This is a genomic window from Sphingomonas sp. jy18, assembly GCF_056931895.1.
The window spans coordinates 107,638-121,911 of record NZ_JBXPBT010000005.1 but is presented as its reverse complement, the minus strand read 5'-3'; the positions used below and the strand labels follow the sequence as shown (position 1 = coordinate 121,911).

The 14,274-nt window shown below is 69.9% G+C and carries 8 protein-coding genes; 6 read left to right on the top strand and 2 right to left on the bottom strand.

Annotated features, from left to right (window positions below):
• Positions 1-4: 4 nt before the first annotated feature.
• Genes AC0QC4_RS13385 through AC0QC4_RS13360 form a run of 6 tightly spaced genes read left to right on the top strand, consistent with a single transcriptional unit; the run spans position 5 to position 7,733 of the window.
• A complete protein-coding gene (locus AC0QC4_RS13385; RefSeq protein WP_483660415.1) occupies positions 5-826 on the top strand; it encodes a 2-keto-4-pentenoate hydratase in 822 nt (273 codons plus the stop codon).
• Between the two features lie 55 nt (positions 827-881).
• Positions 882-2,183 (top strand): MFS transporter, encoded by a 1,302-nt coding sequence (locus AC0QC4_RS13380; RefSeq protein WP_483660414.1) that lies wholly within the window; start codon positions 882-884, stop codon positions 2,181-2,183.
• A 53-nt stretch (positions 2,184-2,236) separates the two neighbouring features.
• Complete coding sequence (uxaC, locus tag AC0QC4_RS13375) at positions 2,237-3,640, top strand: glucuronate isomerase (RefSeq protein ID WP_483660413.1); 1,404 nt, start codon at positions 2,237-2,239, stop codon at positions 3,638-3,640.
• A complete protein-coding gene (locus tag AC0QC4_RS13370; protein ID WP_483660412.1) occupies positions 3,637-5,001 on the top strand; it encodes a mannitol dehydrogenase family protein in 1,365 nt (454 codons plus the stop codon). Before uxaC ends, AC0QC4_RS13370 begins: the two co-directional genes overlap by 4 nt.
• 45 nt (positions 5,002-5,046) lie before the next feature.
• The gene (locus AC0QC4_RS13365) at positions 5,047-6,138 is read left to right on the top strand and encodes a LacI family DNA-binding transcriptional regulator (protein ID WP_483660411.1); all 1,092 of its coding nucleotides are present in this window, start codon (positions 5,047-5,049) and stop codon (positions 6,136-6,138) included.
• A gap of 20 nt (positions 6,139-6,158) precedes the next feature.
• Entirely contained in the window at positions 6,159-7,733 is a 1,575-nt protein-coding gene (locus tag AC0QC4_RS13360; RefSeq protein WP_483660410.1) for a hypothetical protein, read from the top strand.
• A gap of 149 nt (positions 7,734-7,882) precedes the next feature.
• On the opposite strand, the gene AC0QC4_RS13355 is transcribed toward AC0QC4_RS13360, so the two are convergent.
• Together AC0QC4_RS13355 and AC0QC4_RS13350 are read right to left on the bottom strand one after the other, a co-directional pair.
• On the bottom strand, positions 7,883-12,070 hold the full coding sequence (locus AC0QC4_RS13355; RefSeq protein WP_483660409.1) for a translocation/assembly module TamB domain-containing protein: 4,188 nt from the start codon (positions 12,068-12,070) through the stop codon (positions 7,883-7,885).
• Entirely contained in the window at positions 12,070-14,202 is a 2,133-nt protein-coding gene (locus AC0QC4_RS13350) for an autotransporter assembly complex protein TamA (protein WP_483660408.1), read from the bottom strand. The genes AC0QC4_RS13355 and AC0QC4_RS13350 overlap by 1 nt, the downstream gene beginning before the upstream one ends.
• Positions 14,203-14,274: the final 72 nt, after the last annotated feature.

The window sequence follows — 14,274 nt, the reverse complement described above, 5'->3', positions numbered from 1 at the left end:
GACTTTGCTCGATAGCGGCCATGCGATCATGGACAGTGGCGAGCGCATAGCCCGGGCCTTTGTCGCGGCGCGCCGGGCCGGATCGAGCATCGCGGCCTACCCGGCCACGCCACCCGCCGACTTCGCAGCGTCCTATGCCATCCAGGAGCAGGCGATTGCGCTGTATGGCGAGCCGGTGGTCGGCTGGAAGGTAGGGCGCGTCAATCCGCCGCACGACAGCATCCACGGCACCGACCGCCTCGCCGGACCGATCTTTGCCGGCAACACGGCGGCGGCGGACGGTGCAGAAGTGGCGATGCCGGTGTTCGCCGGCGGCTTTGCCGCAGTCGAGGCCGAGCTGCTGTTCCGCATCGACAGCCTGCCGGACGGCGACCCATGCGCGCTCGACGATGCCGCGATCATGGCGCATGTCGGCGCGGTGCATGTCGGCATCGAGATCGCCAGCTCGCCCTACGCCCGCATCAATATCGACGGTCCGCTGGTGACCGCGTCCGACTTCGGCAACAATGGCGGGCTGATCGTCGGCGCCGAACTGCCCGGTTGGCGCGCCCGCGATCTCGCCGCCGTGGTCGGCGCCGTCAGCATCGACGGGACCGAGGTCGGTCGCGGTGACATGCACGCGCTGCCCGGCGGGCCGATCGAGTCGGTGCGATTCCTGCTCGGCCATGTTGCTGCGCGGCCGAGCCCGATGCGCTTGCCCTTCTGGGTATCGGCGGGTGCGATCAGCGGCGTGCATCCCATCGCCATCGGCAGCCATGCGGTGGCCAGTTTCGACGACGCGCAGCCGATTGCCTGCCGCATCGTCGCCGCAGGTGGGCAAGGCTGAACCCGAAACACCGCCACAGAGGGCATAAAGCCCCCGGCACAGGAGAGAGAGCGAGATGAGCATTGCTGCCCCCCATCCGGCGCCAAGTGCCAGCGCGGGCCGGTACCGCTGGCTGATCATCGCCATCCTGTTCGTCGCCACCACCGTCAATTACATCGACCGCACCATGCTCGGCCTGCTCGCGCCGATGCTGGGCGACGAACTCGGCTGGTCCGAGAATGACTATGGCAACATCGTCACCGCCTTCCAGGCCGCCTATGCCGGCGGCTTTCTGGTGATGGGCTGGCTGATCGACCGGTTCGGCCCCAAGATCGGCTACAGCATCGCCATCACCGTCTGGACCATCGGCCATGTCGCGCATGGGGCGGCCTCCTCGGTCGCCTCCTTCATGCTGGCGCGATCGATATTGGGCGTCGGCGAGGCCGGCCATTTCCCCTCTGTGGTGCGCGCCAGCAGCGAATGGTTCCCGCAAAAGGAACGCGCACTGGCCATCGGCTGGGTCAACAGCGCGACCACCATCGGCGTGATCCTGACCGCGCCGACGCTGTGGCTGTTCATGACCTGGCTTGGCCTCGGCTGGCGCGAGACATTTTTCTACACCGGGTTGTTCGGTGCCGCACTGCTGCTGCTGTGGCTGTGGCTCTACAGCAACCCGCGCGAGAGCGGCAAAGTCAGCCAGGGCGAGCTGGCATGGATCGAACATGATCCGCCCGAGCAGGTGGAGCGCATCGGCTGGGCCAAGGTTGTCAGCAAGCGCGAAGCCTGGGCCTTTGCCGTCGCCAAGTTCCTGACCGACCCGGTCTGGTTCCTGATGCTGTTCTGGCTGCCAAAATATTTCGCCAGCACCTATCAGGTCGACCTGAAGGTCGTGCTGCTGCCGATGATCGTCATGTATCTGCTGTCGGATGTCGGCAGCATCGCCGGCGGCTGGCTGTCGTCCCGCCTGATCCAGCGCGGACGCTCCCCCAATTTCGCGCGGAAGGTGACATTGCTGCTGGCTGGCACCTGCGTGCTGCCGCTGCTGTTCGTTTCCGGCCTCGACAATATGTGGCTGGCCGTGGCGCTGATCGGCATCGCGCTCGCCGGCCATCAGGCCTTTTCGACCAACCTGCTGTCGCTGCCGCCGGACATGTTCCCCAAGCGCGCAGTCGGGTCGGTAATCGGGCTGGGCGGCTTTTGCGGCGGGATCGGCGGCATGATCATGGCCAAATCGACCGGGCTGGTGCTGGATGCGACCGGGGGCAATTACACGCTGATCTTCGCGGCCTGCACCGTCACCTATTTCATCGCGGTCGCCGCGATCCACCTGCTGAGCCCCAGGCTGACGCCGGTGACGGTGGACGCGCCTGCGCCCTAGACTCTGCCCTGCCCGGGGCTGCGGTTCAATGTGAACGGGAAACTCTCCAAGCCATGCCACGCCCGCTTGTTCTCCACCCCGACCGGCTGCTGCCGACTGACCCCGCCGTCCGCGCCATCGCCCGCGCGCTGTTCGCGGAGGTCGAGCATCTGCCGATCGTCAGCCCGCACGGCCACACCGACCCGGCATGGTTCGCGCTGGATGAGCCTTTCGGCAACGCCACCGAACTGCTGTTGCAGCCCGACCATTATCTGTTCCGGATGCTCTACAGCCAGGGCGTACCGCTGGAGGCGCTGGGAATCGGCGGACATGCAGCCGATGCCCGCGCGGCGTGGCGCATCTTGGCAGAAAACTATCATCTGTTCCGGGGTACGCCATCGCGCCTGTGGTGCGACTGGGTGTTCAATGTCGCCTTCGGGCTGGACGTGCGGCTCGATGCCTCTACCGCCGATCTTTATTATAACCGCATCACCGAGGCGCTGGCGACACCGGCCTTCCGCCCGCGCGCACTGTTCGAGCGCTACAATATCGAGCTGATCGCCACCACCGAATCGCCGCTCGACACGCTGGAGCATCACGCCGCCATCGCCGCCTCCGGCTGGCAGGGGCGGGTGGTCACCGCCTATCGCCCCGATCCGGTGGTCGATCCCGATTATGAGGGCTTCCGCGCCAATCTGGCGCGTTTTTCCGAGCTGACGGGGGAGGATTGCTTCGGCTGGTCCGGCTATCTGGCCGCACACCGCCAGCGCCGCGCCTTCTTCGCCGCGCATGGCGCGACATCGACCGATCATGGCCACCCCAGCGCGGCGACGGCGGACCTTGCCCCGGCCGAGGCCGAGGCGCTGTTTGCGCGCGTGACCCGGCCCGGTCCCGTCGAGCCTGCCGATGCCGAGCTGTTCCGTGCGCAGATGCTGACCGAAATGGCGACGATGAGCGTCGACGACGGGCTGGTGATGCAGATCCACCCCGGCAGTTTCCGCAACCACAACCCCGCGCTGTTCGCTGCCTTCGGGCGGGACAAGGGCGCCGACATCCCGACCCGCACCGACTATGTCCATGCGCTGCGCCCGCTGATGTCGCGGCATGGCAATAATCCGGCGCTGACCATCATCCTCTTCACGCTCGACGAAAGCGTCTATGCGCGCGAACTGGCGCCGCTGGCCGGCCATTATCCGGCGCTGAAGCTGGGTCCGGCCTGGTGGTTCCACGACAGCCCGGAGGGCATGCGCCGCTTCCGCCTCAACACCACGGAGACGGCGGGCTTCTACAACACGGTCGGTTTCAACGACGACACCCGCGCCTTCCTGTCGATCCCCGCGCGCCACGATGTCGCCCGCCGCATCGACTGCGGCTTCCTGGCGCAACTGGTCGCCGAGCACCGGCTGGAAGAGTGGGAGGCCGCCGAGCTGGCGCAGGAGCTGGCCTATGGGCTGGTGAAGCGCACGTACCGGCTGTGAGACTGTCAGCAGCCACGGCGGGGCACCTGCCCGCCGACGTCATCCGCCCCGCCTACGACCGCGCCGCCCAGGCCTGCGGCATCCTCCATTTCGGCATCGGCGCGTTCCACCGTGCGCATCAGGCGATATTTGCCGACGACGCCATGAACCGCGGCGAGCGGGACTGGGGCATCACCGGAGTGTCGCTGCGCTCGCCCGCCGTCGCCAACCAGCTCAACCCGCAGGACGGGCTCTACCTGCTTGCCGTGCGCTCGGCAGCGGGTGAAGCGCTGCGCCTCGTCGGCAGCGTGCAGCGCGTGCTGACCGGCGCGGCGGACCGGGCCGCCATCGTCGATGCGGTCGCCGCACCGCAGACGCATATCGTCAGCCTGACCATCACCGAAAAGGGCTATGGCCGCGCCAGCGATGGCAGGCTCGACCCGGCACTGGCGGGCGAAGGGAGCATCTACCCACTGCTGGCCGATGGCCTGGCGCGCCGCCGCGCTGCTGCCCTGCCCGGCCTGACCCTGCTCAGTTGCGACAATCTGTCGGGCAATGGCGCGCAGCTGAAACAACTGCTGTTGTCCCATCTCGACGGCGTCGATGCCGCGCTCGCCCGCTGGGTCGAGACCGAATGCCGTTTCCCCTCGACGCTGGTCGATCGCATCGTTCCTGCGACCACACCCGACGACGTCGCCAGCGTGACCGCGCGCACCGGCCTTGCCGACGAGGGGCTGACCTCGACCGAGCCATTCAGCCAATGGGTGATCGAGGATGATTTCGCCGGCCCCCGCCCTGCCTTCGACCAATCGGGCGCGCAGCTGGTTGCCGACGCCGCGCCCTGGGAAGCCGCCAAGCTGCGCATGCTCAACGGCGCGCATTCGGCGCTGGCCTATCTCGGGCTGGCGCGCGGCCATGCCACGGTCGACCAGGCCGTCGCCGACCCCGCCATCCGCCCGCTGATCGAACGGCTGATGCTGGAGGAAGCCGCGCCGACGCTGCCCGCCATCCCCGGATTGGACCCGCGCCGTTATGCCGCCGAGCTGCTCGACCGGTTCGCCAACCCCGCGCTCGCCCACCGGCTGATGCAGATTGCGATGGATGGCAGCCAGAAGATCCCGCAGCGCTGGCTGGAGACGCTGGCGGCCAACAGCGCCGCCGGCCGCCCCAGCCCGGTGCTGGAGACCGCGCTGGCGGCCTGGCTGCGCCACAGCCGCGGCGATAATGGCCCGGTCGACGACCCGCTGGCGGCGCGCTTTGCCGACCTGTGGCGCAGCGCGACCTGGGCAGATGCCATCGATGCGCTGTGGCATGCCGACCGCCCGCTGGTCGGCGGCACATTGCCGTCCGATACGCGGGCCAGGCTGAAGGCGATGGCATAGGCACCCTATCTTGACCGCCTGCATCCGCCGGTCCACGACGACGCCGTGACCAGCCCGCCGCCCACCCGCCCCCTGCCGCGCAAGCCGACCAGCCATGACATCGCCGAACTGGTCGGCGTGTCGCAGCCGACGGTGTCCAAGGCGCTGCGCGGCGACCGATCGATCAAGCAGGAGACGCGCGACCGCATCCGCGAGGCGGCGCGCAGCATCGGCTACCGGGTCAACCGCAACGCATCGCGGCTGCGCACCCAGCGCACCAACGCCATCGCGCTGGTGGTGCTGGCCCGCCACACGCGCGGGCGGGTCGATGTCAGCCCCTTCCACCTCGCGCTGCTCGGCCACATCGCCACCGCCGCATCGGAAGCGGGGCATGAGCTGATCGTCAGCTTCCAGTCGGACGAGGGCGAATTGTTCGGCCATTATGAGGATGCCGGGCTCGCCGACGGCGTCATCGTCATCGGCAGCAGCGAGCAGCAGGCCGCCTGGTCCTATTTCCGCCAGCTCAAGGCCGATGGTGTCGCCATGGTGAGCTGGAGCTTCGATCTCGACAGCGGCGACGGCCCGCACGACGCGCTGGTCACCGCCGACAATCGCGCCGGCGGTGCGCTGGTCGCGCAGCATTTCCGGGCGTGCGGGCGGCGGCATCCCGTCTTCATCGGCGGCGAGGCAGGATCACCCGCGCAATTCCGCGAACGCTATGCCGGGTTCGCCGGGCAATGGGCAAAGGATGGCGGCGCACCCGTGCCGAACCTGCCCCTCGCGGGCGCGCCAGGAGAGGTCTCGGCGCCAGCGTCACGCGAGACCCAGGGCGAGGCCGCGACGCGCGCGCTGATCGCCGGCGGCACGCCATGCGACGCCATCTTTGCTGCCAACGATCTGATCGCCATCGGCGCGCTCGCCGCGCTGGCCGAGGCCGGCAAGCGCGTGCCGGACGATGTCGCCGTGATCGGCTTCGATAACAGCGACCCTGCCCGCTACTGCCGCCCCGCGCTGACCACCGTCGAACAGGATCTGCCCGCGGCCGGCCGCCTGCTGGTCACCCGCCTGCTCGCCGGCCGCACCGCCGATGCGGTGGAACCGACGCTGGTCCCCGTCCGGCTGGTGCTGCGCGACAGTGGCGGCAGGGACAATCAATAGCCCGTCGAGCGGAGAGACTCATGAGCATCGCCCCCAACACCCCCGTCCTCGTCGGCGTCGGCCAGATCGTCTCGCATTGGCGGCCCGGATCGGACGAAGCCGCGCCCTCTCCGCAATCGCTGCGCGCCGAGGCGGCGCGGCGGGCGTTGGCGGACAGTGGCGTGGCGCAGGCGCTGGCAGCATCGATAGACCGGGTGGTCGCGCTGCGCACCATGCTCGACAGCGTGCCGGGCGCGCCGCAGCCGTTCGGTCGCTGCGCCAACCCGCCGGGCACACTCGCTGCCGATATCGGCCTCTCGCCGCGCGACGCCATCTACAGCCAGGTCGGGGGCGACCAGCCGCAGACGCTGGTCAACCAGAGCGCAGCCGCGATTTTCGCAGGCGAATGCCGCGCCATCCTGCTGGCCGGCTGCGAGGCGACCGCGGCGATGAAGGCGGCGCTGAAGGCTGGCGTGGCGCTCGACTGGAGCCATTCGGCGCCGGGGGAATGCGACGACCTCGGCCTCGGCGCGCCGCTGCTCTCGCGTTACGAGATCGCCAACGGACTCGGCGCGCCGACGCAGACCTATCCGGCATTCGAAAATGCGCTGGCGGCGCGGCTGGGGCATGGCCGGGCGGGGCATCGCGCGCTGATGTCGGCGCTATGGTCCGGCTTCGCGTCGGTTGCGGCGCGCTATCCTTTCGCGCAGTTCCCGCAGGAGCGCAGCGCCGGTTTCCTGTCGACCCCGAGCGCGGAAAACTACCCTGTCGCCGATCCCTATCTCAAATGGGATGTCGCCCAGGATGCGGTCAACCAGGGCGCGGCGGTGATCCTGACCAGCGTGGGCGAGGCCGACCGGCTCGGCATCGCAGCGGAGCGGCGGGTGTATCTGCATGGTCACGCCCATGCCAAGGACCGCACCCCGAGCGAGCGCCCCGATCTGTCGCGCAGCCTCGCCACCGAGCTGGTGTTGAAGCAGACGCTGGAGGCGAGCGGGATCACTGCGGCGGACATCGCCGCCAGCGTTCACGCTAGGGGAAGGCCAGACAGTGAAATTCTGATGGACCTGTATAGCTGCTTCCCCGTCGCCGTCCTGCTGGCAACCGAAGCGCTGGGCATCGACCCGCTGGCCGATCCGGCACGGTTGACGCTGACCGGCGGGCTCCCCTTCTTCGGCGGTGCGGGCAACAATTATTCGATGCACGCCATTGCCGCGATGGTCGACGCGTGCCGCGCCGCGCCGGGAGCGAAGGGGCTGGTGCTCGCCAACGGCGGCTTCCTCAGCAAGGAGGCGGCGGGGGTCTATTCGAGCGTGCCGCAGCCCGGATGGCAGCCGCAGAGCAATGCCGATATCCAGGCCGCCTGCGACGCCCAGCCGCACCCGCCGCTGCTCAGCGAGGAGGCAACCGGCACCCTCGAGAGCTTCACCGTCACCTACACCAAGGGCGAACCGGCCCGCGGCTATGCCTTCCTGCGCACCGCCGACGGCGCGCGCGTGCTAGCGCGCACGGCGAAGGGCGAGGCGGGCAAGCTCGCAGCGGTAACGAGGGACGGTGTTGCAGGGCAGGTTTTGCGTTCGACCGTGGTCGAGGGCGTCAACACGCTGATGCTGTGACAGGCCCCAGCTTAGGGCTGCGGCCCATTATTCTGGCAATACCTCCTCACGAAACCATGGGGACAATCCCCACACCATCGTCGCGGATGATGGCGCGATCGTAGCGGGAGACTGTCCTTCACCTGTCAGCGCCCGACCCCGGTCCATCCTCAATAGTCATGCTCGACGCGCAGGTTGATGCTCTCGTCGTTCAATGTCGATATCGCGGCCAGCACCGATAGCCAGCGGGTGACCTGATATTCGACGCGGGTGGCGCTGTAGCCCTGACCGTCGGTGATCACTTCCACATACACCCGCCGCGTCAGATATTTGCCCGCGGCGATGCTGGTGCCGGCGCCGATTTCGCTGTTGGCGGGCAGGATGCGCAGGCGGTCGAGGCCGGTGGCGCGGCGAATGGCGTTAATCGGATCGATCCCGTCGCCCCCGCTCCGCAAGCTCGCCAGCGCGATGCCCAATTGCGCGGCCTCGGTCACCGAAATGTCGGTGACCGACGATCCGAACAGGATGCGCGACAGCAGCTCGTCCTCGGGCAGCGCCGGCACCGACGAGAAACTGATTTCGGGCCGGCTGCCGGTGCCGCCGATGCGGATGGTGGCATCGATGCCCGAAATGTCGTCGACCGCCTCGATGTCGAGCACCGGATCGGCGGCATCGCCGGTGAAGCGGATCGCGCCTTCGCGCAGCTCGAAGCGCCGGCCGGCGAAGTTATAGTCGCCGCGCACCAGATTGGCGGTGCCGACGATGCTGAAATCATTGACCGGGCCGCGCACCCGCACGTCGGTGCGCCATTCGCTTTCCAGGCCCAGCCCGGTGACGATGAAGCCGTTGCGCCCGCGCACCGCGACATTGAGCTGCCACGGCGCGCTCGTCACGACGCGGCGCGGTGCGCGGTCGGCGGGCAGGTTGACCTCGACGACGTTGATCACCGGCAGCGCTTCTGCCGCGGTTGCCCGGCCGAGCCGGAAGCGTCCGGAGTTGAGCACCAGATTGCCGCTGATCGTCCCGCCATTGCCGTCGCTGAGCAGCCGCACCGGCCCGGTGACACGCGCGCTGAGGTCGTCGCGCTCGATCAGCAAGGCATTGGTCGCGCGCAGACGCAGGTCCATGCCGAAGCCATTGGCGGCCGCGAGGTCGAAATCACCCTCGCCCGTCACCGTGCCCCCGCCGGACGTGACGCCGGTGACGTTGCGCAATTGCAGGCGCGATCCATCGAAGCGGCCGATGGCGCTGACGTCGGTCACCACCGTGCCCGTGTTGAAGCTTTCGAAACGCGCACCATGCGCCCTCAGCGTCCCGCGGATCTGCGGATTGGCGAGCGTGCCCCGCGCCTGCGCATCGACCGCGACCGGGCCCGACAGCGCGAAGGCGTCGATGCGGGCGAGCTGCCACAGCGGCCCGATCTCGCCATCATAGGTCAGTCGGGCGGTCAGCGGCGCATTGGTCAGCCGCGCGACCAGATCGCTGCCGCCACCCAGCGGCGCCATGCGCGCCTGGATGCGCCCGATGGTGCCGCCATTCTGCGCGACAACCGCGCGCATCGCGGCGCTGTCCGCGGTCAGCGCGGCGTTGACACCGATGTCGAGCGGCGCGCCGGTCCCGGTCAGGCCGGTGCGGGTGAAGTTGCGCAGCCGCAATTCGGCGGTGCCGGTCGGCGGACCGGCGCCATCGCGCCAGCTCAGCCGACCGCTCGCGGTGCCGCCGAACAGCAGGTCCGGATTGGCGATCTCCAGCAGCGCCAGCGGCATGTTCTCGAGCGCGGCGTCGACCGAGAGCAGCGCGTCGTCGAGCGTGCCCGACAGGCGCAGACGCCCGCGCCCGACGCTGAGTTCGGCGGCGTCGAGCGCCCAGCCGTCGGCTGTCCGCCGCACCACCGCCGGGCGCGACAGGCTGATCCTGCGCCGCCCCAGCGTGCCGCTGCCGCTGACCCGGTAGCGGTCCGGCGTCACGCCGATGACGGTCGAGAAGGTGAAGGCGCGGCCCCGGTAGCCGCCCACGCTGGAGCGCACCGTCCCGCGCCCGCCGACGATGCGCGCATTGCCGGCAAAGCGGGCGAGGCTGAGGCCGCCCCGCTGCAGCCCGGCCCCCTCGATGGTCGCATCGATGTCGGTTCCGCGCGGGTCGAGCAATATGGTCGCCTGCAACTGCGCGCGCCGCAGCGTGATCGGCGGGGGACCGGCAAAGCGGGCGTCGCGCGCGGTCAGATCGGCGACGATCCGCTGCACCCCTTGCGTGACCGACAGCACCACGCTGCCATTCACCCCGCCGCCCGCGATCCGCAGGCTGCCAGCCAGCCCGCCGGTGACCACCGCCAGCCGCCCGCTGGCGACCGTACCGCCGACCGCGAGCCGGCGGATATCGACGATCGCCGATCCGCCACGCGGCAGCAGGATCGCACCGCTGGCAGTGAACGGCCCCAGCGTCGAACCGCCGCTCGCCTCGAACTGGAAGCCGTTGGCGTCGGGCACCAGGCGCAGCAGCACGTCGGATAGGCCCGCCGCCGGCACCGGAGAGGCCAGCCGCAGATTGACCAGCGGCCGGTTGATCGGCCCGTCGAGCGTGACGATGACCGGCCCATAGCTGCGGTGCGTGCCCCGCCCGCTCAACTGGAAGGTGCCGTCGGCGCGCCGCACGCCTTCGCCGCTCAGGGTCAGCAGGGGCGATGCCACGCGCAGGTCGGTAAAGCGGATCGACCCGTCGGGATTGACTGAGAGCGCGCTCGACACCACCGGCAGGCCGCCGGTCAGCGTGCGCAGGAAAGTGTTGTCGAGCCGCCGCACCGTCGCGCGCGCGGTGCCGCCGATGCCGAGCGCCCCGCCCGGACGGCGCCGCACCTCGAGATCGGCGAGCAGGTCGACCCGGCCCAGCCCGGCGATTTCCAGCCCCGGCAGCGCCCCGTCGAAGCCGACCAGATAATCGCCGGTGGTGAAATTGGCGAGCACCGCCAGCCGCCCGTTGAGCCCGGCCGAGCGCAACCGGATGAGGTCCGACGTCAACACATTGTCGCGCAGTTGCAGCACGCCTTCGGCGCGCAGGTTGCGCACGATACCCTCCGCCAGCGCACCGAGCCCGCGCACGCGATCGACCGAGAGCGCGAGCGGAATCTGCGCAATTTCGCGCCCGGCGACACCGCTGCCCCGCGCCTCTATGCCCTCCAGCCGGGTGGTGCCGAACGCCAGCCAGGGCGCGGTGGCGCGATAGTCGAAGCGCGGCCCGGCAAAGGCCCCGTCGAGCCGCAACGCCACCCGCGCATTCTGCCCATCCATATCGTCAAGCAGCAGACCCGGCCGCCGCAGCCACAGATCGGCGCGCAGCGCATTGAAGCGGTTGGCGGCAAGATCGATGCCGCCTTCGCTGTCGAGCTGCAGCGCCGCGCCGACCAGGGCAATCCGCCCTTCCCAGCGGCGCTGGGCAAATGTGCCGTCGATATCGACCGCGAGCCCGCCCTCGCTCAGCCGGTCGACCAGGCCGTTCGACAGCACCAGCGCCGGGGCGACCCGCCCGGTTGCCGTGTAACGACCGTCGCGCGCGCCCAACCGCAACCGCGCCAGCGCCGCCGTGCCGCTCGGACCGGCGCTGTCGGCCAGCAGCGATCCGCTCCAGCGATCCCAGTCGCCCTGCCCGCGTATTTTGCCAGTCAGACCCCGGTCGAGCCCGGCCATCGTCGCCAGCACGCCCCCGGTCGGCGCGACGACATCCGCATCGATGTCGAAATCCCCGGCATCGGGGGCGATGCGCATGTCGAGCACGAGGCGGTCGTCGCCATCGAGCAGGCGCGCGTCGAGATCGACATCGGCCATGCCGCTGCGGATATCGGCCCGCCCCGCCAGCCGCGCGACATGCGGCCGCCCGGCGATCGCCGCGCCGAGCTGCAACCGCGCGACATCGAGCCGGCCGACGTGGATATCGAAATCGGGCAGGATCGGCTGATCCTCGGCCGAGGGCACCAGCTCGGGCAGCCGCGCCAGCCGTGCGCGCGGCACGGTGAGCGAGCGGATGTCGAGCTCATTGGCGAGCAGGAAATCGAATGGCCGCCAGTCGAGCCGCGCCTCGGGCACGCGCAGGAACTCGCCCTTGGTATCGAGCAGCCGCAAGTCGCGCACCACCGCAGCGCCATAGATCGACCCGTCGATCCGCCCGATGCGGATGCGCAGCCCGCTTTCGGGGGCCAGCCGCTCGACCCGGTCGATGATGAAGCGCCGCCCCGCCGGACTGTCGAGGACCAGCGCGCCGATCGCGGCCAGCGCCACCAGCGCGAGCAGCAGCGTGGCGAGCCAGCGCAGCGGGCGGGGAAAGCGGCGGGCCGGCGCCGGGGGATCGGCCGCGTTGCCGGACGCCATCAGAAGGCCTGCCCCAGGCTGACATAGACGGCGATGCGGCTGTCCCCCGGGCGCGGGTTGAGCGGGGTGCCGACATCGACGCGCAGCGGGCCGAAGTTGGTGGCATAGCGAATGCCAACCCCGGCACCGATCCTGAGGTTGCTGAAATCGGTGAGGTCGGGGAAGCTGGTGGGATAGACATTGCCCGCATCGACGAAGGGCACCACGCTGAACGCGCCGAACGCCTTGATGCGCGCTTCGGCCGCCAGCTCGAACAGGCCGGTGCCGCCCAGCGGATCATTGTCCACCGACCGCGGGCCGATACGCTGATAGCCATAGCCGCGCACCGATCCGCCGCCGCCGGCGTAGAAGCGGCGGGACGGCGCGATATCGTCGCGCTCGGCGCCGACAATCGCACCGATCCGCGCCAGCCCGGCCAGCACGATGCGCGGCGAGAGCGGCAGATAACCGGTCGCGTCGAACTGACCGCGGACATAGGGCATGGTGCCGCCATTGAACGACACCTCCGGCGCGATGCGCGCGGTCAGGCGGAAGCCGCGCACCGGATCGAGCAAGTCGTTCGACCGGTCGTAGGACAATAGCCCGAACACGCCGCCGATCAGATAGCGTTCGCGCACATCGGCATTGCGCGCGGGCACGAAGGCGAGCTCGTCCGTGCCGATGATCTCCGCACCGACCGCCCATGACCAGACCTTCTGGTAGATCAGCGTGCTGGCCCGCTCGACGCGCGCGTTGAGGGTGATGGTGCGCGCCTCGAACGCGTCGGTATCGGTGTTGCTGGCCAGCGCCTGCGCGGTCAGCACCCGGTCGCGCGCCAGCCAGTTGTTGCGGCGATAGGTGACGCTGCCCAGCTGCTCGCGCGTGCCCGCGATGCCGCGCAGGATCAGCGCGCCTTCGGGCGGGAACAGGTTGCGATGCTCCCACGCCACTTCGGCACGAATGCCCTGCCCGCTCGAAAAGCCGAGCTGGCCGGAGATGGTGCGCGGGGGCGCGGGGGTGACGGCCACGGCGACATCGACCGTCTCGCCATCGGCATTGGCACGCGGCGCGATATCGACCGAACCGACCAGCCCGGTGGCAATCAGCGCGCGACGCAGATCCTCGGTATCCGATGCGCGATACCATTGGCCGGGGCGGAAGCGGGCGATGCGGCCGATGTGCCGCGCGCCCAGCATCCCGCCATCGTCGGCGATGATCGCGCCGAAGCGCAACCGGTCACCAGGCGCCACCGGCTGTTCGAGCGTGCCCGAGCGCCGGTCGTGATCGATGGTCACCAGTTCCTCGCCGACCGCGCCGAACGGGTAGCCGGTCTCGCGCATCTCGGTCGTGAGATTGACCTGCGCGGCGACCAGCGTGTCGGCCACCACCGGATCGCCGACGGTCAGCGGGCGCAGCGGACTGCCCGGCAGCGAGGTTTCGGGCGCGGCGAACGCGGCGCGCAGCCGGTCGGCTTCGCCGCTGCCCAGTCCGTCGAGCCCGGTCAGGCGGATCGCGTCATAGGCGTAGACCGGCCCCGGATCGACCGAGAGGCGCACCAGCAACCGCTCCCCGTCGCGTTCGAAGGCGGAGGTCACCGTTGCGTCATAATGGCCGGTGCCGCGCACGAGCTGGTCGAGCAGGTCGATGTCGGCGCGCAGGCGTGCGCCGATCTGGGCGCGGTTGGCCGGCTCCCCGTCATTCTGGCGCAGCTCGGACAAGGCATCGAAGCGGGCATTGAAGCGGTCGTCGGCGATGCTCTCGACCCCGGCGAGCTCGACCCGATAGTCGGTCTGGCCGTTGGCGATGCGCACCCGTTCGGGCATCGCAGGGCCGCTGTCTTCGCCCTCGCTGGCAAGCTCGGGCGCGGGCTCGGTGGCCGGGACATCCTCGTCTCCGGCGACGACCTCTACCGGCGGCAGGGCGTCGAGCGGCGGCAGCGGGGTGCCTAGGTCGGGCCAGGCAACGCCCCAGTCATCGACAGCATCGTCGCCCGGTGTCTCGTCGATCGGCGCCGGCGTGTCGGGCAGGTTTTCGTCGATCGGGGCGAGCGGCGGCAGAGTGTCCAGCGCCTCCAGTTCGGGATCGGTCGCCGGTTGCGCGGCCAGCGGCCCGGCAAGACCGATAGCCGCTACGCTGCCGAGGATTGTCCACAAGGCCGGACGAATTCGCAAACCGCCACACTTCTTCCACGCCCGTCCCGGGCCGCAGCCTCGCCTTTCCGCAAA

Excerpts from the sequence above, each read along its gene's own strand:
- AC0QC4_RS13380 (WP_483660414.1), top strand. The coding sequence starts at position 882 with ATGAGCATTGCTGCCCCCCATCCGGCGCCAAGTGCCAGCGCGGGCCGG.
- uxaC (WP_483660413.1), top strand. The coding sequence starts at position 2,237 with ATGCCACGCCCGCTTGTTCTCCACCCCGACCGGCTGCTGCCGACTGAC.
- AC0QC4_RS13360 (WP_483660410.1), top strand. The coding sequence starts at position 6,159 with ATGAGCATCGCCCCCAACACCCCCGTCCTCGTCGGCGTCGGCCAGATC.
- AC0QC4_RS13355 (WP_483660409.1), bottom strand. The coding sequence starts at position 12,070 with ATGGCGTCCGGCAACGCGGCCGATCCCCCGGCGCCGGCCCGCCGCTTT.